This window comes from Halorubrum sp. CSM-61 (assembly GCF_003781945.1).
In the GTDB taxonomy this organism is placed as follows: domain Archaea; phylum Halobacteriota; class Halobacteria; order Halobacteriales; family Haloferacaceae; genus Halorubrum.
The window spans coordinates 1-22,645 of the sequence record NZ_RJJW01000014.1 but is presented as its reverse complement, the minus strand read 5'-3'; the positions used below and the strand labels follow the sequence as shown (position 1 = coordinate 22,645).

General features: G+C 69.6%; 22 protein-coding genes. 13 read left to right on the top strand and 9 right to left on the bottom strand.

Annotated elements, in window-relative coordinates; all coding sequences use genetic code 11:
• Positions 1–98 precede the first annotated feature (98 nt).
• A complete protein-coding gene (locus EDM04_RS17675; RefSeq protein ID WP_123624458.1) occupies positions 99–668 on the top strand; it encodes a nitrous oxide reductase accessory protein NosL in 570 nt (189 codons plus the stop codon).
• Positions 669–767: 99 nt separating this feature from the next.
• Here the strand turns inward: EDM04_RS17675 and carB are convergent, their stop codons facing one another.
• On the bottom strand, positions 768–3,992 hold the full coding sequence (gene carB, locus EDM04_RS17670) for a carbamoyl-phosphate synthase large subunit (protein ID WP_123624456.1): 3,225 nt from the start codon (positions 3,990–3,992) through the stop codon (positions 768–770).
• 250 nt (positions 3,993–4,242) lie between these two features.
• Positions 4,243–4,458, bottom strand: coding sequence for a hypothetical protein (locus tag EDM04_RS17665; protein ID WP_123624454.1), 216 nt, complete (start codon positions 4,456–4,458; stop codon positions 4,243–4,245).
• A gap of 952 nt (positions 4,459–5,410) precedes the next feature.
• Here EDM04_RS17665 and EDM04_RS17660 point away from each other — a divergent pair.
• Positions 5,411–5,665 carry a HalOD1 output domain-containing protein gene (locus EDM04_RS17660; RefSeq protein ID WP_123624452.1) on the top strand — a complete coding sequence of 85 codons (255 nt, stop codon included), beginning with the start codon at positions 5,411–5,413 and terminating at the stop codon, positions 5,663–5,665.
• A gap of 66 nt (positions 5,666–5,731) precedes the next feature.
• On the opposite strand, the gene EDM04_RS17655 is transcribed toward EDM04_RS17660, so the two are convergent.
• Together EDM04_RS17655 and EDM04_RS17650 are read right to left on the bottom strand one after the other, a co-directional pair.
• Positions 5,732–6,400 (bottom strand): type 1 glutamine amidotransferase, encoded by a 669-nt coding sequence (locus tag EDM04_RS17655; protein ID WP_123624450.1) that lies wholly within the window; start codon positions 6,398–6,400, stop codon positions 5,732–5,734.
• A 76-nt stretch (positions 6,401–6,476) separates the two neighbouring features.
• Positions 6,477–7,823 carry a carboxylate--amine ligase gene (locus tag EDM04_RS17650; protein ID WP_123624448.1) on the bottom strand — a complete coding sequence of 449 codons (1,347 nt, stop codon included), beginning with the start codon at positions 7,821–7,823 and terminating at the stop codon, positions 6,477–6,479.
• Between the two features lie 157 nt (positions 7,824–7,980).
• On the opposite strand from EDM04_RS17650, the gene EDM04_RS17645 reads away from it, so the two are divergent.
• Together EDM04_RS17645 and EDM04_RS17640 are read left to right on the top strand one after the other, a co-directional pair.
• Positions 7,981–8,484 carry a DUF5813 family protein gene (locus EDM04_RS17645; protein ID WP_123624446.1) on the top strand — a complete coding sequence of 168 codons (504 nt, stop codon included), beginning with the start codon at positions 7,981–7,983 and terminating at the stop codon, positions 8,482–8,484.
• Between the two features lie 93 nt (positions 8,485–8,577).
• A complete protein-coding gene (locus EDM04_RS17640) occupies positions 8,578–8,901 on the top strand; it encodes a hypothetical protein (RefSeq protein WP_123624444.1) in 324 nt (107 codons plus the stop codon).
• 25 nt (positions 8,902–8,926) lie between these two features.
• Here EDM04_RS17640 and tmk read toward each other — a convergent pair whose 3' ends face one another.
• The gene (gene tmk / locus EDM04_RS17635; protein ID WP_123624442.1) at positions 8,927–9,520 is read right to left on the bottom strand and encodes a dTMP kinase; all 594 of its coding nucleotides are present in this window, start codon (positions 9,518–9,520) and stop codon (positions 8,927–8,929) included.
• 151 nt (positions 9,521–9,671) lie between these two features.
• Here tmk and EDM04_RS17630 point away from each other — a divergent pair, with 151 nt between their 5' ends.
• From EDM04_RS17630 to EDM04_RS17600, 7 genes are all read left to right on the top strand, one after another.
• On the top strand, positions 9,672–11,114 hold the full coding sequence (locus EDM04_RS17630) for a hemolysin family protein (RefSeq protein ID WP_123624440.1): 1,443 nt from the start codon (positions 9,672–9,674) through the stop codon (positions 11,112–11,114).
• A gap of 84 nt (positions 11,115–11,198) precedes the next feature.
• Complete coding sequence (locus EDM04_RS17625; protein WP_123624438.1) at positions 11,199–12,068, top strand: universal stress protein; 870 nt, start codon at positions 11,199–11,201, stop codon at positions 12,066–12,068.
• A gap of 122 nt (positions 12,069–12,190) precedes the next feature.
• Positions 12,191–13,087 (top strand): complex I NDUFA9 subunit family protein, encoded by an 897-nt coding sequence (locus EDM04_RS17620; protein WP_123624436.1) that lies wholly within the window; start codon positions 12,191–12,193, stop codon positions 13,085–13,087.
• A 169-nt stretch (positions 13,088–13,256) separates the two neighbouring features.
• Positions 13,257–14,435, top strand: a complete 1,179-nt coding sequence (locus tag EDM04_RS17615) for a tubulin/FtsZ family protein (RefSeq protein ID WP_206424492.1) — start codon at positions 13,257–13,259, stop codon at positions 14,433–14,435.
• 13 nt (positions 14,436–14,448) lie between these two features.
• Positions 14,449–15,153 carry a 2-phospho-L-lactate guanylyltransferase gene (gene cofC, locus EDM04_RS17610; RefSeq protein ID WP_123624434.1) on the top strand — a complete coding sequence of 235 codons (705 nt, stop codon included), beginning with the start codon at positions 14,449–14,451 and terminating at the stop codon, positions 15,151–15,153.
• An 88-nt stretch (positions 15,154–15,241) separates the two neighbouring features.
• Positions 15,242–16,414 (top strand): 7,8-didemethyl-8-hydroxy-5-deazariboflavin synthase subunit CofG, encoded by a 1,173-nt coding sequence (cofG, locus tag EDM04_RS17605; protein WP_123624432.1) that lies wholly within the window; start codon positions 15,242–15,244, stop codon positions 16,412–16,414.
• Positions 16,415–16,482: 68 nt separating this feature from the next.
• Positions 16,483–17,343, top strand: a complete 861-nt coding sequence (locus tag EDM04_RS17600; RefSeq protein WP_123624430.1) for a mechanosensitive ion channel family protein — start codon at positions 16,483–16,485, stop codon at positions 17,341–17,343.
• Positions 17,344–17,418: 75 nt separating this feature from the next.
• On the opposite strand, the gene EDM04_RS17595 is transcribed toward EDM04_RS17600, so the two are convergent.
• Positions 17,419–17,742, bottom strand: coding sequence for a hypothetical protein (locus EDM04_RS17595; protein ID WP_123624428.1), 324 nt, complete (start codon positions 17,740–17,742; stop codon positions 17,419–17,421).
• Positions 17,739–18,785, bottom strand: a complete 1,047-nt coding sequence (locus EDM04_RS17590; RefSeq protein WP_123624426.1) for an Mrp/NBP35 family ATP-binding protein — start codon at positions 18,783–18,785, stop codon at positions 17,739–17,741. The genes EDM04_RS17595 and EDM04_RS17590 overlap by 4 nt, the downstream gene beginning before the upstream one ends.
• A gap of 118 nt (positions 18,786–18,903) precedes the next feature.
• On the opposite strand from EDM04_RS17590, the gene EDM04_RS17585 reads away from it, so the two are divergent.
• Entirely contained in the window at positions 18,904–19,689 is a 786-nt protein-coding gene (locus tag EDM04_RS17585; RefSeq protein ID WP_123624424.1) for a response regulator, read from the top strand.
• Here the strand turns inward: EDM04_RS17585 and EDM04_RS17580 are convergent.
• Both EDM04_RS17580 and mvk read right to left on the bottom strand, forming a co-directional pair.
• Complete coding sequence (locus EDM04_RS17580) at positions 19,686–20,501, bottom strand: isopentenyl phosphate kinase (RefSeq protein ID WP_123624422.1); 816 nt, start codon at positions 20,499–20,501, stop codon at positions 19,686–19,688. The genes EDM04_RS17585 and EDM04_RS17580 overlap by 4 nt on opposite strands.
• Positions 20,498–21,514 carry a mevalonate kinase gene (gene mvk, locus EDM04_RS17575; RefSeq protein ID WP_123624420.1) on the bottom strand — a complete coding sequence of 339 codons (1,017 nt, stop codon included), beginning with the start codon at positions 21,512–21,514 and terminating at the stop codon, positions 20,498–20,500. Before mvk ends, EDM04_RS17580 begins: the two co-directional genes overlap by 4 nt.
• A gap of 127 nt (positions 21,515–21,641) precedes the next feature.
• On the opposite strand from mvk, the gene EDM04_RS17570 reads away from it, so the two are divergent.
• Positions 21,642–22,253, top strand: a complete 612-nt coding sequence (locus EDM04_RS17570; protein WP_123624418.1) for a mechanosensitive ion channel domain-containing protein — start codon at positions 21,642–21,644, stop codon at positions 22,251–22,253.
• Positions 22,254–22,645 lie beyond the last annotated feature (392 nt).

Sequence of the window (22,645 nt, the reverse complement as noted above, 5' to 3'; positions counted from 1 at the left end):
TTCGATCGGCCGGGGTTTATCCGATCTGGTTCGTTCCTCGAACGACGAGATGAATCGGTTCCGAGGGCCTAAGACGGTCGTTTCGCAACTATCGAGTGATGACTGAATCCGAACCGTCGTCGGTGTCACGTCGGCGCCTGCTCACCGGGGTCGGCGCGGGACTCTCGCTCGCCGCCGCCGGCTGTCTGGGCGACGAGAGCGCGTCGATCACCCCGATCTCGCTCGACGGCGAGCGGGCCTGTGACCAGTGCGGCATGATCGTCGAGGACCATCCCGGCCCGGTCGGACAGATCCACTTCGAGGACGACGAGCCCGAGGGCGGACGGCCGGGGCAGTTCTGCAGCAGCACCTGCACCTACACCTACCGGTTCGACGCGGAGGACGCGGGGCGGACCGTGCGAGCGGCGTTCCTCACCGACTACTCGCTCGTCGAGCAGGAGGTGTTCGAGGAGGGCTCCGACACGATGTTCTCCTCGCACGTCGAGCGCGAGGCGTTCTCCCGGATGCCCGCTCTCACCGTCGTCGCGCGCAGCGAGGTCGTCGGCGCCATGGGACCGGAGCTGATCCCGTTCAGCGAGGAAGCCGACGTCGACGCGTTCGTCGAGGAGTACGGCGGCGAGCCGCTGGCCGCCGAGGACGTCGATCGGGGAACGCTGGAAGCCTTATAACTATCCGCGCGCCGGCCGCGTGTCGCTTATAAACGGATCGCCGCGATCCCGAGGGCCGTTATAAATAGCGTCCGAGGTCGACAGCGGCGGGTCCGCGGTCTACTCCGCCGCGCCCCAGTTCTCGACGCGCTTCGGGCGGTCCGACACCGCCATCACGTCGATGTCGTCGCCCGCGTGCTCGATCGCCTCCAGGGCCGCCTTCGCGGAGGCGTGCGTCGAGAAGTAGGTGATCTCCTCCTCGACCGCGACCTCGAGCAGGTCGCGCTGGCGCGAGACGATGAGGTCGATCTCGCCGCGCTTCGCGGCCTCGATCAGGTCGGTGGCCTCGCTCAGCTTGAAGTGCTCGGCATAGCCCGCGACGAGGGCCTCTCCGGCCTCGGTGTCCGGGTCCGGGAACTCGTCGGCCGAGAGGTCGACGACGGCGGTTCCGGACTCCGGGATGGGCTTGTTCGTCGCGTCCTGCGCCTTGTCGTACGCCTTGCCGAACGAGCGGGCCGTCCCCATGACCTCGCCGGTCGACTTCATCTCCGGGCCGAGCCGCGGGTCGGAGCCCGGCAGGCGGTCGAACGGGAGGACGACCTCCTTCACGCTGCGGTGCTCCGGGATCTGCTCGTCGACGTCGAGGTCGTCGAGCGTCAGGTCGTCGGTCATCACCTTCGCCGCGAGCTTCGCGATCGGGACGCCCGTCGCCTTCGAGACGAACGGGACCGTCCGGGAGGAGCGCGGGTTCGCCTCCAACACGTACACCTCGCTTTCGGCGTCGTCGTCGCCCACGCCCGTCACCGCGAGCTGGACGTTGAGCAGGCCGACCGTGTCGAGCGCGCGGGCGATGTCCTCGGTGACCTCGCGGACCCGACCGAGCGTCTCGTCGCCGAGCGAGCGCGGCGGGATCATACACGCGGAGTCGCCCGAATGGACGCCCGCGCTCTCGACGTGTTCCATCACGCCGCCTAACAGTACGTCCTCGCCGTCCGCCACGGCGTCGACGTCCAGTTCGACCGCGTCGTCGAGGAACTGGTCGACGAGGATGGGCTTGTCCGGCGAGACCCGGACCGCCTCCTCGATGTACTCTTCGAGCTCCGCGTCGTCCTCGACGACGCGCATCGCGCGCCCGCCGAGGACGTAGGAGGGGCGCACTAAGACGGGATAACCGAGGTCGTGGGCGAGTTCGAGCGCCTCCGTCTCGCTGGTCGCGGTGCCGCCCTTCGGCTGGGCGACGCCCATCTCGTCCATCAGGACGTTGAACCGGTCGCGGTCCTCCGCTAAGTCCATGGCCTCGACGCTCGTGCCCAGAATAGAGCAGTCGAGCCCGCGACGCCGGAGCTCCGCTTCGAGCGGTTCGCCGATGTTGACCGACGTCTGTCCGCCGAACTGAACCATCACGCCGTCGGCGCCGGTCGCCTCGACCACATCGGCGACCTCCTCGGCGGTGATCGGGTCGAAGAACAGCCCGTCAGAGGTGTCGTAGTCCGTCGACACCGTCTCGGGGTTGTTGTTGACGACGTGCGCCTCGATGCCGAGCTCCCGGAGCGCCTGCACCGCGTGGACCGAGCAGTAGTCGAACTCGACGCCCTGGCCGATCCGGATCGGTCCGCCGCCGACGACGACCACGCTGTCGACGCTCTTGTCGACGACGAGCTCGCCGGCCGCGGCGTCGCCCTTCAGCGGCCCCCGTTCGAACTCCGACTGACGGGCGGAGTAGTAGTACGGGGTCTGAGCCGCGAACTCGCCGGCGCAGGTGTCGACCTGTTTGTACGTCCGGCCGGGGACCGCTTCCTCGACCGCGTCCACGTCGGTCCCGCCGCCGGCGAGCGCCGCGATCTCGGCGTTCGTGTGGCCCGCGGTCGCCGCCGGCGCGAACTCGCCGTTCTGCGCGGCCCGCGCCGAGTCGCTCACGCGCTCGAAGCGCTCGAGGTACCACGGTTTGATCCCGGTCAGGGACTCGACGTCGTCGACCGTGTACCCGCGGTCGAACGCCTCGAAGATCGCGTACGGGCGATCGGGAGTGGGCGTTTCGAGGTACTCGCGCTCGAGGGTCTCGTCGTCCACGTCGGCCCAGTCGACCGCCGGGTCGTACTCGGAGGAGCGGAGCGACTTCTGCAGGCTCTCCTCGAAGTTCCGACCGATCGCCATCGCCTCGCCCGTGGACTTCATCGCCGTGCCGAGCTCGAAGTCCACGTCGTCGAACTTGTCGATGGGCCACCGGGGCACCTTCGTCACCACGTAGTCGATCGCGGGCTCGAAGGCGGCGGTCGTCTCGCCGGTGATCTCGTTGTCGATCTCGTGGAGCCGCTTGCCCAAGGCGACCTTCGCGGTGACGCGGGCGATCGGGTAGCCGGTCGCCTTCGACGCGAGCGCCGAGGAGCGCGACACGCGCGGGTTCACTTCCACCACGCGGTACTCGCCGCCGGGGGTGCCGTCGTCGTGCCACGCGAACTGGATGTTACAGCCGCCCTGGATGCCCAGATCGCGGATGACTTCGAGCGCCGCGTCGCGCATCTCCTGGTGCCCGTCGTCCGGGATCACCTGCGAGGGGGTGACGACCGTCGACTCGCCGGTGTGGATCCCCATCGGGTCGATGTTCTCCATGTTACAGATGATGATACAGGAGTCGTCGGCGTCCCGCATCACCTCGTACTCCAGCTCGACCCAGCCCGCGATGGACTCGGTGACCAGCACTTCGCTGTTCCGCGAGAGGCGGAGCCCCTTGCGGACGCGCTCGACGAGCTCCTCGAAGTCGTCGACGACGCCGGAGCCGGAGCCGCCGAGGGTGTACGTCGTCCGGGCGATGACGGGGAGCCCGCCGACCGAGTCGACCGCCTCCTGCACGCGCTCGCGGAAGGCCGCCTCGTCGAAGTCGGTGACCGACTCGCCCTCGTCCAGCGAGATGGTCGTCGACTTCGGCACCGGCTGGCCCAGACCCTCCATCCGCTGGCGGAACAGGTCGCGGTCCTCCGTCGCGTAGATGGTGTCGAGCGGCGTCCCCATCACCTCGACGTCGTACTCGTCGAGGATGCCCTCCTCGGCGAGCTCCGCGGTGACGTTGAGCCCGGTCTGGCCGCCGAGTCCCGCGATGACGCCGTCTGGCTCCTCGATCCGGACGACCTCCGCGATCGCCTCGGGCGTGATCGGCTCGATGTACACCCGGTCCGCCGTCTCCGGGTCCGTCATGATCGTCGCCGGGTTGGAGTTCACCAAGACGACCCGGGCGCCCTCCTCCTGAAGCGCGCGACACGCCTGCGCGCCGGAGTAGTCGAACTCGGCGGCCTGTCCGATCTGGATCGGTCCGCTACCGATGAGTAGTATGGTCCGGTCCTCGCTCATTACGCGGACGGAATACGCTCATCGTAATAAGGTCGGCGATAGAATACGAATCTCGCAGTGTCTTTGCGATTTTCGCAAGGTATGTCGTCTCATGGCGTGGCTAGAGAGTGCCACGGTGCTCGACGATCGGTTTCGGACGCGAGTCAGGCGTTCAAAAGTGGTTCGCGACGCCGTCTCCTCGCCGTCCTCGGAGCGGTCGATCGGAGCGGTCGATCGGAGCGATCGACCGGATCGACCGAGCGGTCTCCGATCAGGCCGTCAACCGGTACCGGTAGGGCCGATCGGCGATGACCTCGACTTCGCCGCGCTCGGCCCAGCGACCCAGCACGGTGGCGACGCGGTGGGTGCTGTCGATCTCCTCGCACTCCCCCGCGAGCGCGAGGATCTCTCGCGCCGTCAGCGGCTCGTCGGCCTCGGCGAGCACGCCACGGATCCGGTCGTACCGGTCGTATTCACCGGCGTTCATACGTCTTACGTACGGTCCCCGAATATATAGGATTCAGTGAGACAGGAGTCGGACATTCGTCTGACACGAGGCCTAAAACGGTCGTTCTCGGCGGTCTCAGTCGTCGATCGAGCGCCGATGCCCCGTGAGCCACGGAAACGGAGATTCGATCCCGTGTTTTCGAATTACCCAGAATATATAATACATTGTATTCTTATATATCGTGACGATCGCTCCGTAGTACGTGATCCAGATCGAAGGGCCGAGAAACGGTCACCCGAGCTCTGTTACAATCTTCTTTAAATACAAACTACTCCGAACTGACCAGTCGATGAAGAGTCGTTCTTGATCGATAGCGGGAGTGGGTATAGCACGCTTGTAGAGTGGTTGTTTATACGTGATCGAGCGGTGTTGCTGGCGGCTGTTTTTAAGCGATCGGCGACACTGCGGTGACGACCTCCAAAGCCCCAGCCGCTGTGGGCGGCGCACGCTCGTTGCGCTCCTCACTCAGTCGCTTCGCTCCCTCGTTGCGGTGCTTACGTCGCCTGCGCCGCCCACAGCGGCTGCCCCTTTGAGTCCCACCCGACCGCACAGCCTCACGCCTCCCCAGCCTCGTCGCTGGCGGCTGTCGCCGCCAGCGACTCCCTCGCACCGTCGGTTCGCGGCCCTACGGGCCGCTCACCGGGGCGCGCCACCGCGTTGTTATTTATAAGCGATCGTCGCCATCGCTCACGGATTCTTTAAGTACTGATTCGCCACCACCGATCTGCGATACTCACTCCCGCTATCGATCACGGCTGTATCTGTGCTGAGCAATTAAGCGTGTAACACTGTCGGCTGCTGAGGATTTCAACAACCCCGTCTCGTCCGGATCGACGAGGACGCTACACACGTAGTGCGTATTCGGTTGACATACTACTGGCGTATCCACAATCAGGATGCCCGCGACGCGTCTCTCTACAGGTGAGCAACAATGAGTGCTGATACGGTTGACAACCTCTGTTGGGACATCGTCACGACGATCGCCGACGAACGCGGAATCGACCAGCGCGACGTCGACGAACAGCTATACGACGTCATCGACCCGGACGCGCTCGGGCGCCTCGCTCGGCAGTCCGGGGAGACGGACGACATTTCGCTGTCCGTGTCGTTCCGGATGGCCGAGTGCTACGTGACGGTGACGGACGGGGGGAAGGTCCGCGCGAACCACCCCTCTACGCCCGAATGAGGGTCCCCCACACTCGAACGACGCCCTCCTACGCCCAATCGATGAACCTCTTCACCTGAGCGACGACTACGCCGTCCGCGCCCGGACGAGCGCCCTGAAGTTCTCGAAGACCCTCCCGGCGGTGACGTCCTCGAACGAGTGGCCGCCGGACTCCCAGTCGTACTTTTCCACGAGCAGATCGCGGTGCGACGCGTCGAGTTCGGGATGGAACTGGAACGTCCACAGCGGCGCCGACCGGTGGCGCGTGCCGAACACGCGAGCGTGGGGCGCCGACGCGATCACCTCCATCCCCGCTCCGGGGTCCGTCACGGCGTCGCCGTGAAGCGACGCGACGATCGGACCGACGCCGTCGAACAGGGGGTCGTCGGCGAGCGTCGCCTCGACGAGCCCCGCGGTCGTTCCGACCTTCTCGACGGTCCCGCCGAGCGCCGAGTTGACCACTTGGTGCCCGAAACAGACGCCGAGCGTCGGGACCTCTCGATCGACGAGCTCGCGGACGAACGCCTCCTGCTCGGCGATCCACGGGCGGCTGTCGGCCTCGTAGACGGCGGCCGTGCTGCCGGTCAGGACGACTCCGTCCGCCTCGTCGAGCGGGACGCGGTCGCCCGCGACGAAGTCGACCGCCTCCGCGTCCGGGAACCCCGCCGCCAGCGCGTCGCAGTGGAACTCGCAGTCGGGGTCGACCTCGTTGCGCACGACGTACAGCGCCGGCGGGTCCGCGTTTCCGGTCGTCACGTGCCCGTCTTGTCGGCCGAACGGCGTTATCCTTTCGCCGGTAGCGACGGGTCGGCCGCACCGACCGCGACCCCCCTCAGCAGGCGCAGTAGTAGTCGCGGTCGACGAACTCCGTCTCGAACAGCTTCGCGGCCGGCCCGGGGTCGGACGGGCGGTAGACGCCGGTCGTCAGGTCCCCCTCGCGCTCGAAGTCGCCGGCGACGAGCCGCCGCCAGTCGGCGGGCGACAGCCGGTCCCAGAACGCGTCGTCGCCGGCGAGCAGCGCGAGGTAGTCGCGGAGGTACACCCAGCGCGTCGGCTCGGTCCCCGGCGATTCGTACTCGGCGTCGGTGACCGCGGCGTACGCCGCCATCGGGAGGTTCGCGCCCGCGGCGACCGGCATGCCGATCCACTTCCACGGTCGGGTGTTGACGTCGAGTAAGAGGAACTCCCCGCGGTCGCCGTCGTACACGAACTCCGCCTCGCTGATCCCGTGGTAGCCGGCGTCGTCGAGCACGGCCAGCGCGCGGGACTCGATCGCCGGCTCGTCCGCCGTCTCCACCAGACAGGAGGTCCCGAACTGCTGGGGGTACCGCACCGCGGCGTTGCCGACGACCGCGAGCGCGTCCTCGACGCCCGACGGGGGCACGTACGACGCGAGCGAGTGGTCCCTCCCGGTCGCGATGTCGACCCGCTTCTGCGCCATCACGGCGATCCCTTCCTCTCGCGCGGCCGCGACCGCGTCCGCGAACTCCTCGCGGTCCGCGACCGCTAACACGTTGGTGCCGAACGCCTCCTCGAAGTCGCGCTTGAGCTCGGGTTTCACTACGAGCGGGAACCCGAGCGCCTCGGCCGCCTCGTCGACGGTGGCGTCGGCGTCCGGGGTTCCCGTCGCCGCGTCCGCCGTCTCTTCGAGCCGGTACGTCTCCGGGTACGGCACGCCGAGCGCCTCGCAGGTCGCGTACAGCTCGGACTTGTTCAACACGTCGTCGAGGGTGTCGATCCCGGCGAAGGGGAGCCGGACGCCCTCCGGGTCGGCCTCGGCGTACGCCAGCGCCCACTCGTCCATGCAGCCGAACGCGACCGCCTCGCGGCCGATCGCGTCGACGATCGACTCCACGTCCCCGCGGAACCCGTCGAGGTCGTCGAGCGGGTACGTCACCGCGCCCGCGAAGTCGACCGCGTTCGAGGGGGGCGCGAGACCGTCGTGGCGGCGGGTGCCGTCGCCGTCGGTCCCGTCGCTTCCGACCTCGCCGCTCCCGTCCCCGCCCACACCGTCGCCGGCGCGGTCGAGCGCGATCACGGGCACGCCGTGGGCGTCGAGCGCGCGGGCGACGCCGAGCCCGGTCACGTGCGCGTTGCTGACGAGCGCCGGCGGCCGGTCGAAGGATGCGTCCGCGAGCGCGTCGATCAGCGCCTCCGTCGAGCGGAACTGCTCTGCCATACCCCTCGTCGTCGGGCCGGGTACAAAGGCCCTCCAGTATCGGCTCGGCGTGCCACTACCGGTGACGCCGGGCGGTGCACCCCGCGACCGATGACGCCGACCGATCGGCTCGTCCCCGACGCAACGCGCTTTTGGTCGCGCCGCGTCACGATCCGGTATGAGCGAGACCGACCTGCCGGACCGCGTCCGCCGCGCGTTCGCGGACCACGGCTCCTTCGAGCCCGCGGGCGACGGGGTCTGGACCGCGGAGACGACCCCCTTCGACGCCGAGGTGCGCGCCGAGCCCGCCGGGGACGGCCGGGTCCGGTTCGCGGTGACCGTTCGGGTGCCGACCCTCTCGGCGACGACGGCCGACGAGGTCGCGGACGTGGTCGAGGAGGGGTGGATCGAGACGTTCGAGCTCCGCGTCGTCGACGCGGGCGGGGTCGTCCGCGGCGACCACGAGTTCGACCCGACCGTCTCGGTCGGCGACGACGAGATCGAGATCGGCTTCGAGCTGACCGAGATCAACGAGCGGCGCGGCGTCGACGACGCCGGCGCGCTGATCGACTTCGTCGAGGGGACGTACGTGCAGGGCGTCATCCCCGGCTACGAGTACGAGGAGCCGCTCGACGGGCTGCTCTCCGCGGCGCGCCAGCAGGGGAACGGCGGCGGGTTCTAGGCCGGGGGGCCGAGTGGGTCCCGGACCCGCCAATCGACGGGAGCGCCGCGCCCCGGCCGATAGGGGCAAATGCCGGGAGCCCGTAGCCCGACTATGCTCGCGCTGATCGGATTCGTCAGCCTCGTCGCCCTCGTGGCCGTCCACACGCTGATCGCCGGGGTGGCGACCCGCTTTTTCCGACTCCGACTGAACACGTCGTGGGGGGCGGTCGTGTACACCCTCGTGTTGACGCCGATGCTGCTTCTGATCTCGATGCTGGTGTTCACCGGCGTGCTCAACGTCGGCGCCGGGGTCAACCTCGGCAGCCCGACGCTGGTCGTGGCGCTTCTGGTCGTGCTCCCCGTCGTGTTGGGGGCCGCGATCGATTACCTCTACGTCCCGTCCCCGGACGACGTGGAACTGCCGGACACGGGCTGAGGAGAGCCTGCGAGACTGCCCTCCCCTACTTCCCCACCAGCTCCGCGAGCACCTCCTCGACCCGCGCGATGACCGCCTCCGGCGACCGCGAGGCGTCGACGCGGACGAATCGGCCCGGCTCGGCGTCGATCAGCCGCTCGTAGTTCTCTCGGACCGCGGCGAGGTAGCCGTCCTGCTCGAACTTGTTCGTCCGGCCCGCGCGCTCGGCGGCCTCGCGCGCGTCGAGGTCGAGGTAGATCGTCGCGTCCGGCGGCCGCGAGAAGGCGGCGTGGATCCCCCGGATGTACTCCAGCGGACGGTCGATGTCGACGTCGCTGGCCGCGAGCGTCGCCGCCTGATACGCGAACCGGGAGTCGGAGTAGCGGTCGGATATCACGAGAGCGCCGTCGGCGAGGGCGGGCTCGATCGTCCCCGAGAGGTGGTCCGCGTGGTCGGCCGTCAGCAGGAACAGCTCCGCGAGCGGGTCGGCGTCGTCGTCGGCGATCGACCGGTCGACCGCCTCCCCGTACCAGCTGTCCGTGGGCTCGCGGGTGAACGTCGCGTCGGGGTACACGTCGTGAAGCGCCTCCCAGACGGTGGTCTTCCCGCTTCCGTCGAGCCCCTCCAGCGTGATCAGCATGGTCGCGCTCCGACGCGGCGAGGAATAAACGGTCCGGGTTCCGACGGCCCCTTTTAGTGGCTTCACGTGGAATCGCCGGCATGGTCGCCGACATCCGTCACGCCCGTGACGCCCACCACGCCCACCACTCCCGCGTGCCGCGGAGGCGCCGATGGTAGACGTCGCGCTCTCCGTCACCCGGGTGGCCGCGGCGCTCGTGTTGGTCGCGTTGAACGGGTTCTTCGTCGCGAGCGAGTTCGCGTTCGTCCGCGTCCGCTCCACCTCTGTCGAGCAGCTGGCCGCGGAGGGGCGGCCCGGATCGGGGGCGCTACAGGACGTGATGGCGAGTCTCGACGACTACCTCGCGGCGACGCAGCTCGGGATCACGCTCGCGTCGCTCGGGCTCGGGTGGGTCGGCGAACCCGCGATCGTGGCGCTGATCGAGCCGGCGCTCGGACCGCTGCTCCCCGCGAACCTCGTCCACCTCGTTGCGTTCGCGATCGGGTTCAGCATCATCACGTTCCTCCACGTCGTCTTCGGGGAGCTGGCGCCGAAGACGATCGCCATCGCGCAGGCGGAGCGGGTCGCATTGCTCTTGGCCCCGCCGATGAAGCTCTCCTACTACGTGTTCTCCCCCGGTATCGTCGTGTTCAACGGGGCGGCCAACGCCTTCACGCGCGCAATCGGCGTCCCGCCGGCCTCGGAGACGGACGAGACGATGCAAGAGCGGGAGATCCGCCGCGTGCTCGCGCGCTCCGGCGAGGCGGGACACGTGGACGAGACCGAGGTGGAGATGGTCAACGCCGTCTTCGAACTCGACGACACGGTGGTTCGGGAGGCGATGGTCCCCCGGCCGGACGTGACAAGCCTCCCGGCCGACGCCGACCTCGCCGCGATCCGCGCGACCGTGTTCGACGCGGGCCACACTCGGTACCCGGTGGTGGGCGACGACGACGCGGACCGCGTGGTCGGCTTCGTCGACGTGAAAGACGTGCTGCGCGCCGGCGAGGAGGGCGACGAGTCGGTCACGGCCGGCGACCTCGCGCGCGACCTCGTGGTCGTCCCCGAGACCACGTCGCTGAGCGACCTCCTCGTGCAGTTCCGCGAGGACAGCCGCCAGATGGCCGCGGTGGTCGACGAGTGGGGCGCCTTCGAGGGGATCGTCACCGTCGAGGACGCGGTCGAGACGCTCGTCGGCGACCTCCGCGACGGGTTCGACTCGGAGGACGGCGAACACGCGGTCCGGAAGACCGGGACGGGGACCTACGAGGCCGACGGTTCGGTCTCGCTGACCCTCGTCAACGACGCGCTCGGCACCGAGTTCGACGGCGACGGGTTCGAGACGCTCGGCGGACTCGTGCTCGATCGGCTCGGTCGCACCCCGGAGATGGGGGACACCGTCTCGGACGACGGGTACGCTTTCGAGGTCACGGCCGTCGACGGTGCCCGGATCTCGACGGTCCGGATCGAGGAGACCGACGACGGCGACGCCGAAAACGGAGAGAGAGCCGGCGACGCTGACGACGACGGTGACGCCAAAAGTGGGAAGGAAGCCGGCGGCGCCGACGACGCCGGCGACGGTTCCGACGGCGTCGACGGGAACCGCGACGCCTGACGGCGGCCGATGGTCGCCCGCACCGGCTCTCCGTGAGGGCGAACCGCCGCGGCCCTTTTGTCCGCAGGCCGCGACCGTGGCCGTATGTTCGACCGCATCCTGTTCCCGACCGACGGTAGCGACGGGGCGAGCGCCGCGTTCGATCACGTCTTGGATCTGGCCGCCGACCACGGCGCGACCGTCCACGTCCTCAACGTCGCCGACACGACCCACGACAGCGTCACGCGCATCGGTGGCGACGTCGTCGACGTGCTCGAACGCGAGGGCGACGAGATCGTCGAAGCGGCCGCGGACCGCGCGGCCGACCGCGGCGTCGAGGCGGTGACCGAGGTGCTGCAGGGCGGCGTCGCCGAGACGATCGCCGCGTACGCCGGGGAGTACGGGACGGACCTCGTCGCGATGCCGACCCGCGGCCGGACGGGGTTCGACCGCCTGCTCCTCGGGAGCACCACCGAGCGCGTCGTCCGGGCGTCGACGGTGCCGGTGCTCAGTATCCGCCCCGACGGCGAGCCGGCGCGGTACCCCTACCGGAACGTCCTCGTCCCGACCGACGGGAGCGAGCGCGCGAACGACGCCCTCGATCGGGCGCTGACCCTCGCCGACCGCGCGGGGGCGACGGTCCACGTCCTCAACGTGGTCGCCGTCGGGGCCGTGGGTCAAGAGGGGTATTCGGGCGTGGACGCGCTGGTCGAGGGGGCCGAGGAGACGGTCGCGGAGGCGGCGGCGACCGCCGAGGCGGCCGGCGTCGAGGTCACGGAGACCGTCGAGGTCGCGTCGTCCGCGGCGCGCGGGATCGAGGCGTACGTCGACGAGAACGACGTCGACCTCGTGGTCATGGGAACGCAGGGGCGGACCGGGGTCGAGCGGTACCTGCTCGGGAGCGTCGCCGAGCGCACCGTCCGCACGTCTCGGGTGCCGGTGTTGACGGTTCCGGACCCGGACGACGGTGCATGAGGGAGCGACGAAGGCTGACGCCGACGCCTCTCCCCGTTCCGGTTTCGCCGGTCCTAACTCCCCGTCGCCGCCGCGTCTGACGCCGCGGTAGGTTTACGGGCGTTCCGCCCGAGGTACTGCGCATGAGAGTGTTGGTAGCCGGCGGAACCGGATTCATCGGGTCGTACCTCTGTCGCGCGCTCGCCGAGGGGGGCCACGAGGTGACCGCCCTCTCGCGCTCGCCGGGCGACACCCCGGAGGGAGTCGCGTCCGCGACGGGCGACGTCACCGATTACGACTCGATCGCCGGGGCTGTCGACGGACAGGACGCGGTGGTGAACCTGGTCGCGCTCTCGCCGCTGTTCGAGCCGAAGGGCGGGAACGTCATGCACGACCGGATCCACCGCGGCGGCACCGAGAACCTCGTGCGTGCGGCCGAGGAGGGGGGTGCCGAGCGGTTCCTCCAGCTGAGCGCGCTCGGGGCCGACCCCGACGGCGACACCGCGTACATCCGCGCGAAGGGCGAGGCCGAGGGGATCGTCCGCGAGAGCGACCTCGACTGGACGATATTCCGGCCTTCGGTCGTCTTCGGCGAGGGCGGCGAGTTCGTCTCCTTCACCAAGCGGCTGAAGGGGATGTTCGCGCCGGGCGTCCCGCTGTACCCGCTTCCCGGCGGCGGGAAGACCCGCTTCCAGCCGATCCACGTCGAGGACCTCGTCCCGATGCTGGTCGCGGCGCTGGAGGAGGACGAACACCTCGGCGAGACGTACGAGGTGGGCGGCCCGGAGGTCCTGACCCTGCGCGAGGTGACCGACCTCGTGTACGAGGCCGAGCAGAAGGGGATCACTATCGTCCCCCTGCCGATGCCGCTCGCCCGGATCGGGCTCGGCGTGCTCGGCGCCGTCCCCGGATTTCCGATGGGACCCGACCAGTACCGGTCGTTGCAGTTCGACAACACGACCGCCGACAACGACGTGACGTCCTTCGGCGTCGATCCAGCGGAACTGACCACCCTCGGAACGCATCTCGGAGTGGAGTGATGGCGGTTAATCGGAGGAAAACCGAGAGACGAAAGCGACGTGCGACGGTCGATCGGGGCGTCGATCGAGCGTTCGTGTCAACGAACGGAATATCAGGGCCAATAACGGCAACCGAAGATTTAAATACGCGATCACGTTCTGTTCATTTCAAACGCGGAGGGAGCACACGATGAAACTTGCAATGATCGGATTCGGACAGGCGGGGGGGAAAGTCGTCGACAAATTCCTGGAGTACGACAAGCGTACGGGCTCGGAGATCGTCCGGGCGGCCGCGGCCGTCAACACGGCCAAGGCCGACCTCATGGGCCTCGAACACGTCGCCGAGAGCCAGCGCGTGCTCATCGGCCAGTCGCGGGTGAAGGGCCACGGCGTCGGCGCGGACAACGAGCTCGGCGCCGAGATCGCCGAGGAGGACATCGACGAGGTGCAGGGTGCCATCGACTCGATCCCGGTCCACGAGGTCGACGCGTTCCTCGTCGTCGCCGGGCTCGGGGGCGGGACCGGATCCGGCGGCGCGCCGGTGCTCGCGAAGCACCTCAAGCGGATCTACACCGAACCCGTCTACGGGCTCGGCATCCTGCCTGGCAGCGACGAGGGCGGGATCTACACCCTGAACGCGGCACGCTCGTTCCAGACGTTCGTCCGCGAGGTGGACAATCTGATGGTGTTCGACAACGACGCCTGGCGGAAGACGGGCGAGTCCGTGCAGGGCGGGTACGAGGAGATTAACGAGGAGATCGTCCGCCGGTTCGGCATCCTCTTCGGCGCGGGCGAGGTCCAACAGGGCCAGGAGATCGCCGAGAGCGTCGTCGACTCCTCGGAGATCATCAACACGCTCTCCGGCGGCGGCGTCTCCACCGTCGGCTACGCGGAGGAGGAGGTCGAGGAGCGCACCTCGGGCGGGCTGCTCTCGCGGCTCCGCGACGACGGCGGCGAGGACGAGCTCGACAGCGCCCACACCACCAACCGGATCACCAGCCTCGTCCGGAAGGCGGCGCTGGGCCGACTCACGCTGCCCTGCGAGATCGAGGGCGCCGAACGGGCGCTGCTCGTGCTCGCGGGGCCGCCGGAGTACCTCAACCGGAAAGGTATCGAGCGCGGGCGGAAGTGGCTCGAAGAGCAGACCGGCTCGATGGAGGTCCGGGGCGGCGACTACCCGTACCGCGGCGCCGGCTTCGTCGCGACCGTCATCTTGCTGGCGGGCGTCACCAACGTCCCGCGGATCAAGGAGCTCCAGCAGGTCGCCATCGAGGCGCAGGACAACTTAGACGAGATCCGCGAGGAGAGCGACGAGAACCTCGACGACCTCGTCAGCGACGACGGCGACGAGCTCGAATCGCTGTTCTGAACCGACCCTCCAGATGGAGGTCCTCGTCCCGTTCTCGACCGACCGCCCCAAGTCGCGACTCTCGGGCGTCCTCGCGTCCGACGAGCGCGTCGCGTTCGCGCTCGCGATGCTCCGGGACGTGCTGGACGCGGTCGCGGCGGCCGGCGGCGAGCCGCGGGTGTTGGCAACCGGTCCGATCGACGCCGACCTCCCCTGTCCGGTGACGGTCGACGACCGCCCCCTGACGGAGGCGGTCAACGCGGCGCTCGACGCGCGGCTCGGAGACGAACACGGCGAGAGCGACGCCGCCGAGCGCGTCGCGGTCGTCATGGCCGACCTCGCGCTCGCGACGCCGGACGCCCTGCGTGAGCTGTTCGCGGCCGGCCGCGAGGCCGACGTGGCGATCGCGCCCGGCCGCGGCGGCGGCACGAACGCGTTCGTCGCCGGTCACCCAGCGTTCCGGGTCGACTACCACGGCGCCTCCTACCTCGACCACCGGCGGATCGCCGAGGAGGCCGGCGCGAGCGTCGCGGTGGTCGACTCGCACCGCCTCGCGACCGACGTCGACGAGCCGGCCGACCTCGCGGAACTACTTATCCACGCCGAGGCAGACGCCATCGACGGCGACGGCGGGGACGACGCCGACGACACGAGAGAGCCGAGAGCGGCGCGGTGGCTCCGCGGCGCCGGCTTCGCGCTCGATACGACGGACGGGCGGGTCGGCGTCGAGCGGGAGTGAGGTCGGTTCCCGTGATGGCGACCTCGCGGTGACGCGGGCGTATCCGCGACCGCGATCCTTTTTGACTCCGGACCGCGGAGGGGGAGGCGTGTTCGCGGCCGCCGAGGAGTACGGGATCGAGATCGAGCCCGACGCGGAGCGCGTCCAGCGGCTGCTCTCGGTGACGCCAGACGACGTCGAGCCCGCCGACCGGCTCACCTTCGCCCGGAACGTCTTCGTCCCGCTGACGACCGCGTGTCGGTACACCTGCACCTACTGCACCTACTACGACGTCCCCGGCGAGGCGTCGCTGCTGTCGCCCGAGGAGGTCCGCCGCCGGTGCCGCGTCGGGGCCGACGCCGGCTGCACGGAGGCGCTTTTCACCTTCGGCGACGAGCCCGACGACCGGTACACCGCGGTCCACGACCAGCTCGACGAGTGGGGATTCGACTCGATACTGGAGTACCTCCATCGCGCCTGCGAGATCGCCTTGGAGGAGGGGCTGCTCCCCCATTCGAACCCCGGCGATCTCACGGAGGCGGCGTTCGCGGAGCTCCGGGAGGTGAACGCCTCGATGGGCGTCATGCTGGAGACCACCGCGGACGTCGACGCGCACAGCGGCGGCCGCCGGAAGACCCCCGGCCAGCGGCTCAACACGATCCGCGCGGCGGGTCGGCAGGGCGTGCCCTTCACCACCGGCATCCTCGTCGGCATCGGCGAGGACCCGCGCGACCGTGCGGAGAGCCTGCTGGCGATCCGCGAGCTCCACGAGCGACACGGCCACGTCCAGGAGGTGATCGTCCAGAACGTCGTCCCGAACGAGCGGTCGGACTTCGAGCGGCCCGACCCAGAGACGATGCGCCGTGTCGTCGCGATGGCGCGGGCCGCGCTCCCGCCGGAGGTGTCGGTGCAGGTGCCGCCGAACCTCTCGCCCGCGGCCGACCTCGTCGACTGCGGGATCGACGACCTCGGCGGCGTCTCCCCCGTCACCGACGACTACGTCAACCCGGACTACGCGTGGCCCGACCTCGACGGGCTCCGGGCGGTCGCCGACGCGGGCGGGATGCCGCTGCGCGAGCGCCTCCCGACCTACGCGCGGTACCTCCCGGACGGCCTCCGGCCGGCCGAGGTCGATCCCGCCCCGGCGCCGAGGAACCGCGACGCGTGGGTCCCGCCGGCGGTCCGCGACCGGATGCGGGAGGACGACGCGCACGGGCGTCGGCTCCGAAGCGTCGCGCGGGGGAACGGTCCGCTCGACCCTCGCCCGGCACGCGGCGACTGAGCGATCGGCGCGAATAAACGACTGCGATGCCAGTAGCTTCTTTAAATACCCCTCCATACGCAAGGACGATGGTACTCCTACAGCTCGACAGGATCGCGAACGCGGTTGACCTCGCCGGCATCGGGACGGCGGTGGTCGGCTTCGTCGTCGGTTTCCTCGCCGTGTTGTTGTTCGGAAAGTACGCCTTCGTTCCGGGCGTGCGACGCGTCCTCGGGTCGCGTGGGTTCGACGACGCGGTGCGGAGCCTCGGGACGAGCGTGGCCAACGCGGTCGTGTGGGTCGCGGCGATCGCGATCGGGTTCACGGTGGCCGGCTACGGCGCGTTCCTCTCGGCGTTCGCCGTCTTCGGCGGCGCCATCGCGCTCGCGGTCGGATTCGCGGCGCAGGACCTCCTCGGCAACTTCGTCGCCGGGATCTTCATCCTGAAGGACAAGCCGTTCGAGGTCGGCGACTGGATCGAGTGGGACGGGAACGCGGGCCGCGTCGAGGACATCGACCTGCGGGTCTCGCGCGTCCGCACCTTCGACAACGAGCGGATCACGGTGCCGAACGGCGACCTCGCGAACAACGCCGTCACCAACCCGGTCGCCTACGAGACGCTCCGGCAGAAGTTCGTCTTCGGGATCGGCTACGACGACGACATCTCGCAGGCGACGGACATCATCGTCGAGAAGGCCGAGGCCCACGAGGAGATCCTCGACGACCCCGGGCCCTCCGTCCGCCTCGTCGAGCTCGGCGACTCCGACGTGGGGCTACAGTGTCGCTGGTGGATCTCGGAGCCGGACCGCGGCGACTTCGTCCGCGTGCGCTCGGAGTACGTCACCGCGGTGAAGGAGGCGTTCGACGAGGCCGGTATCGACATCCCGTACGTCCACCGGCAGCTCACCGGGAGCGTCGAGGTCGTCGAGTCGGTCGCCGACGACGAGTAGGCGGAGGAACGGTGCGGCCGTGAGCGACGCTTCGCTGTCGCACCCACCCACCGCCGAAACCGATCTAGCCCGGCTCTACCGCTCGATCCCGCCCTGATCTTTGATCTTCATGATGTGCCGAACGTTCAGGTAGATCTCCTCCGGTGAGGTCTGCTCGTCGGGGTCGTACAGGTCCGACACGCGGTAGAGGATCGCGGAGAGCTGCTTGCTCTCGGAGCTGTCGCCCCGCACGTCGGCGGCGATCTCCCGGAGGAACGCGCGGACCTCGTCGTCCTCGGCGAACGCCTCGCCCGCCGCGTCGGGAACGATCGGGTCGACCCCGGCGGCGTCGAGGGGATCGGCGTGCTCGCCGCCGCGCTCACCCTTATCACCGTCCGACTCGCTTCGCTCCCCGCTCATCGCCCCCCGCTCACCTCGCGACGGCGCACGACCCCGGCGTTGTTCGCGACGTTCTCCACGATCACCCGGAACGCGTCCGCCGTCTCGCCCTCTTCCAAGACGACCGGTTCACCGTCGTCGCCGCCGGTCCGGACCGCGGGGTCGAGCGGGACGCCGCCTAAGAAGGGCAGATCGTGCTCTTGGGCCAGCGCCTTCCCGCCGCCGGAGCCGAAGATCTCGTGGAAGCCGCCGCAGTCCGGACATCGGAAGCCGGCCATGTTCTCCGCGATTCCGAGGACGTTGGTGTCGTGTTTGCCGAACATCCGGAGCCCCTTCACCGCGTCGTCGAGCGCGACCTCCTGGGGCGTCGTGACGATCACGGCCCCCGTCAGCGGAAGCGTCTGGAGGATCGTGAGCTGGGTGTCGCCGGTCCCGGGCGGCAGGTCCATCACGAGGTAGTCCAGCTCGCCCCACTCCACGTCCTCGACGAGCTGGGTGATGATCTTGTGAACCATCGGCCCGCGCCAGATGACCGGGTCGTCCTCGCCGGTGAGGAAGTCCATGCTCATCAGCTTCACGCCGAAGCGCTCGGGCGGGACGATCGTCTCGCCGTCGGTCTGGGGGCGCTCCTCGGCCGAGACCATCCGGGGGACGTTCGGCCCGTACACGTCGGCGTCGAAGAGCCCGACGCGCGCGCCGAGCTCCGAGAGCCCCGCCGCGACGTTGACGGCCATCGTCGACTTGCCGACGCCCCCCTTCCCGGAGGCGACCGCGATCACGTTTTGCACGCCCGGCAACACCTGTTCGTCCGCGTCCAACTCGTCCGGGATCGACGCCGATAACTCCACGTCGAGGCCGGTGTCCGCGAGCGCGTCCCGCACGTCGTCGGCGATTCCCGACTCGTGCGGGGAGAAGGGGGCGCCGAGCGCGAGCGAGACGCGGATCGTCCCGGTCCCGTCCTCGTCGATCTCGACGTCGTTCACCAGGCCGAGCGAGACGATGTCGTCGCCGAGGTCGGGGTCCCGCACGTCCGCGAGCCGCCCCCGTACGTCCGCTTCGTTCATGCTCGGAGGGAGGGTCGTGGGTCGAATAAGGGTTCTGTACGGCCGGGCGTCGCCCCGTCGACCTCCGGATCGTTGCGGTCGTCGAAGTGCTTATGGTGTGACGAGATAGCGTTTCGATATGCACGACGGGACGGAGCCGACTGCGACGATCCGGCTACTCCACGTCGAAGACGACCCGGCGTTCGCCGACCTCACCGCCACGTACCTCGACCGGATCGACGCGCCGATCGATCACGAGGGCGCTCGAACGGTGGCTGAGGCCGGAGATCGGTTCGATGAGGAACCGTTCGACGCGGTCGTCTGCGACTACGATCTCCCCGACGGGAACGGGATCGACTTCCTCGAACGCGTCCGCGATATCGATCCGGAGTTCCCGTTCGTCCTCTTCACCGGGAAGGGGAGCGAGGAGGTCGCCAGCGAGGCCATCACGGCGGGCGTCACCGACTACCTCCAGAAGGGCGGCGGCGCCGACCAGTTCGAGATGCTCGCCAACCGGCTCCGAAACGCGGTCGAGCGTCACCGGCTCGGCCGACAGGTCGAGCGCAGTATCGCCGCGCTGGAGGCCGCGAGCGAACCGATCGGAATCCTGGGAGCGGACGGGACGTACCTCTTCGCCAACGAGGCGTACGCGTCGGTGTACGGGACCGAGCGAGAGACGCTGATCGGGACCCACTGGGAGCGGTTCTACCCGGACGACGAAGTCGATCGGTTCACAGAGGACATTCTCCCGATCGTGACCGAGGAGGGGTACTGGACCGGCGAGGCGACGGTCGACTCCGTCGACGGCGGGCGGGTGCGCGAACGGCTCGTGCTCACGCACACGACCGACGGCGGTCACGTGTGTATCGTCCGCGGCGCCGAACCGATATCGGACGATTCGGGCGGTTCGAACGGCTCGGCCTAATCGATCCGCGTCCCGGCGTCCTCGCCGCGCAGGAACGGCGCCAGCCCTTCCGCGCCGAACACGTGCGCGGGGGCGTCGAGCGCCAGCAGCTCCCGGACCTTCGCGGCCATCCCGCCCGACACGTCGGTCGCGTCGCTCGCGCCCAGCGCGTCGGCGACCGCGTCGAACGAGTCGATGGCGGGGATCACCGCTCCGTCGCCGTCGAGGACGCCCGGAACCGTCGAGCAGACGCCGACCCGACGCGCCCCGAGCCCGGCGGCCAGTTCGACGACCAGCTCGTCCCCGGAGACGACGGTGACGCCCGCGCCCGCGGTCGCGACGCCGTCGCCGTGGAGCACGGGGACGAACCCCCCGCCGAGCAGCGTCGCCGTCGAGGAGAGCGGCAGGTCGAGGTCGCCGTCGACTCCCTCGGGGCGGGCCGCAAGCGACAGGGGGTGGACCGGCACCGCGGGCACGTCCCGCTCGCGGAGGCGGTCGAGGACCGCCCGGTTCAGCGTCGTCATCGCGCCGTGGATGTCCATCACCGCGTCCGCGTCGCCCGTCCCCGCGGTCGTCGAGACGCCGTGCTCGCTGGCCTGGTGGTGGCCGAAGCTCCCGCCGCCGTGGACGACGACGAGCCGCTCGACCGCGCCGTCGGCGAGCGCGCCCGCGACCGCGTCGCAGGCCGCGGCCAGCGCGTCGCCGTCGAGCGTCTCCGGGCGGTCCTTCTCCGTGATCAGGCTCCCGCCGAGCTTGAGGACGACGGGCGGTGCGGGGTCGACGTCGGGGGCCGCGTCGGAGGCATCACCCGGAGCGCCATCGCCGCCCGTCACGGCTCCACCACCCGGACGCCCTCCGTCGCGAGCTCGGCGCGGAACGCCTCCTCGCAGCCCTGCGTGAAGGAGAGCGCCGTCTCCGTCGCGCCGGTCGCGTCGAGCGCGACGATGCAGCCGCCGCCGCCCGCGCCGGTGAGCTTCGCGCCGCGCGCGCCGGCGTCGCGGGCGGCCCACACCATCGCGTCGAGCGAGCGCGCGGAGACGCCGAGCGCGGCCAACAGTCCGTGGTTGAAGTCCATCAGCTCGCCGAGCTCCGCGAGCAGCTCCGGCGACGGGTCGGCACCGGGGTCGGCGTCTTCGAGCAGGTCCTCGCCGGTCCTGACCAGGTCGCCGATCGACTCGACCGTGTCGGCGGCGAACCCGTACTCCTCGCGGAGCTCGCCGACGCCGGCGACGAGCTCGCCGGTGTCGCCGGCGCCGCCGTCGAAGCCGACGACGAACGGGAGGTTCGGCGCCTCGATCGGCTCGCAGTCGTCGCCCTCGACGCGGACCGCCCCGCCCATCGTCGAGCAGAAGGTGTCGGCCCGGGAGGCCTGCCCGTCCTGTACCTCGTACTCGGCGCGGTACGCGCGCTCGGCGAGCTCGCGGCGGTCGAGCGGTTCGCCGAGCGCGCGGGTCGCGGCGTCGATCCCCGCGACCACGACGGCCGCGGAGGAGCCGAGCCCCGCGCCGAGCGGGATGTCGCTCTCGACGGTGATGTCGAAGCCGGCGTCGGGGGCGTCGGCCGCGTCCCGCGCCTGCTCGACCGCGGCGTCGACGTAGCCCATCGCGGCCTCGACCAGCGGGGTCGGCACGTCCACGTCGGGGCGGTCCCCGGTGCCGCCGGAGTACTCCACCGTGAACCCGTCGAGCGAGAGGTCCTCGGCCTCGACGCGGACGTGGTCGTCCGAGCGCGGCTCGGCGGTCACCGCGGCGCGTCGCTCGATCGCCGCCGGGACGGCGGGCTCGCCGTAGACGACGGCGTGTTCGCCGAAGAGGTACACCTTCCCCGGCGCTTCACAGACGGTCATACGAATCCCCTCTCTCCGCGTGCTTACAGGCGTTGCGCTTGCGGGGTCGGCGGCGGGGGTCGGGCGAGGGACGTGGAGCCCCTCCGCCCCCACCAGATTTTCACTGACGGCCGCCCTCCCGTGGGTCATGACACAGATACCGTCGTTGCTCGCGCGGTCGCTCACGAACTTCGTCGAGGGACTGGTCGTCGCCGTCCCGCGGCTGCTCTCGGGGCTGGTGTTCCTCGCGCTGGCGTACGTGACGGTTCGGGTCGTCCTCGCGCTCGTCCGCCGCCCGGTCAGGCGAGTGTACGCGGGCGACCGCGAACTCGTGGGGAACCTGATCGTCACGCTCGTGTCGATCTTCCTGTGGTTCGGCGTCGCACTCACCTTCCTGAAGGTCGTCGGCATGGGCGACATCGCGGCGAGTCTCGGCACCGCGGTCGGGTTCATCGCGCTGGGCGTCTCCTACGCGCTCTCCGAGATGATCGAAGACACGGTGGCCGGCGTCTACCTCCTCCGCGACCCCGACTTCAACCCGGGCTACCGGGTGGAGGCGAAGGGCGTGACGGGCACCGTCGCCGCGATCGAACTCCGCAAGACCCGGATCGACACCGACGGCGGCGACCGCGTGGTCTTGGCGAACCGAGAGATCGAGGCGCGGTGGACCCACGACGTGCCCGAGGGGGAAGCGAGTACGCTCGGGGCGGAGGCGGCGAGCGACGAAGGGGTCCCGACGACCGACCGCGACAACAATTAAATATTTCGCGCCGAATTCCGAACCATGTCCTCCGTCTCAGAGGTCGACACCGCTGGTCCCACCGACGGCAACACCAGCATGGCGGCCATCACGCACATCCTCGCGCTGTTTACCTGAACTGAGGCGCTAAGGCCCCTTCCTCAACGAGCGAGCGAAGCGAGCGAGTAGGGAGGGGATACAGCGCCGCACAGTTCTCATATACGTCCGACACTCGGCCCACAGGCCCACGCAACCGCAACTCTTATTTGTGTATTTTGTGTATTATGTGGTGTGGCAACGCGCAAGAATATCTCTATCCGTGACGACCAAGCCGAGTGGGTGGAGGACAACCACCTCAACCTTTCGTCGTTCGTTCAAGAGAAACTTGACGAACTCATCGAAGAACGCTCGTA

Coding starts and splice junctions, on each gene's coding strand:
- EDM04_RS17615 (WP_206424492.1), top strand. CDS start 13,257: ATGAAACTTGCAATGATCGGATTCGGACAGGCGGGGGGGAAAGTCGTC.
- EDM04_RS17620 (WP_123624436.1), top strand. CDS start 12,191: ATGAGAGTGTTGGTAGCCGGCGGAACCGGATTCATCGGGTCGTACCTC.
- cofC (WP_123624434.1), top strand. CDS start 14,449: ATGGAGGTCCTCGTCCCGTTCTCGACCGACCGCCCCAAGTCGCGACTC.
- tmk (WP_123624442.1), bottom strand. CDS start 9,520: ATGCTGATCACGCTGGAGGGGCTCGACGGAAGCGGGAAGACCACCGTC.
- EDM04_RS17570 (WP_123624418.1), top strand. CDS start 21,642: ATGACACAGATACCGTCGTTGCTCGCGCGGTCGCTCACGAACTTCGTC.
- carB (WP_123624456.1), bottom strand. CDS start 3,992: ATGAGCGAGGACCGGACCATACTACTCATCGGTAGCGGACCGATCCAG.
- EDM04_RS17645 (WP_123624446.1), top strand. CDS start 7,981: ATGAGCGAGACCGACCTGCCGGACCGCGTCCGCCGCGCGTTCGCGGAC.
- EDM04_RS17630 (WP_123624440.1), top strand. CDS start 9,672: ATGGTAGACGTCGCGCTCTCCGTCACCCGGGTGGCCGCGGCGCTCGTG.
- EDM04_RS17600 (WP_123624430.1), top strand. CDS start 16,483: ATGGTACTCCTACAGCTCGACAGGATCGCGAACGCGGTTGACCTCGCC.
- EDM04_RS17660 (WP_123624452.1), top strand. CDS start 5,411: ATGAGTGCTGATACGGTTGACAACCTCTGTTGGGACATCGTCACGACG.
- EDM04_RS17595 (WP_123624428.1), bottom strand. CDS start 17,742: ATGAGCGGGGAGCGAAGCGAGTCGGACGGTGATAAGGGTGAGCGCGGC.
- EDM04_RS17650 (WP_123624448.1), bottom strand. CDS start 7,823: ATGGCAGAGCAGTTCCGCTCGACGGAGGCGCTGATCGACGCGCTCGCG.
- EDM04_RS17585 (WP_123624424.1), top strand. CDS start 18,904: ATGCACGACGGGACGGAGCCGACTGCGACGATCCGGCTACTCCACGTC.
- mvk (WP_123624420.1), bottom strand. CDS start 21,514: ATGACCGTCTGTGAAGCGCCGGGGAAGGTGTACCTCTTCGGCGAACAC.
- EDM04_RS17640 (WP_123624444.1), top strand. CDS start 8,578: ATGCTCGCGCTGATCGGATTCGTCAGCCTCGTCGCCCTCGTGGCCGTC.
- EDM04_RS17625 (WP_123624438.1), top strand. CDS start 11,199: ATGTTCGACCGCATCCTGTTCCCGACCGACGGTAGCGACGGGGCGAGC.
- EDM04_RS17665 (WP_123624454.1), bottom strand. CDS start 4,458: ATGAACGCCGGTGAATACGACCGGTACGACCGGATCCGTGGCGTGCTC.
- EDM04_RS17590 (WP_123624426.1), bottom strand. CDS start 18,785: ATGAACGAAGCGGACGTACGGGGGCGGCTCGCGGACGTGCGGGACCCC.
- EDM04_RS17675 (WP_123624458.1), top strand. CDS start 99: ATGACTGAATCCGAACCGTCGTCGGTGTCACGTCGGCGCCTGCTCACC.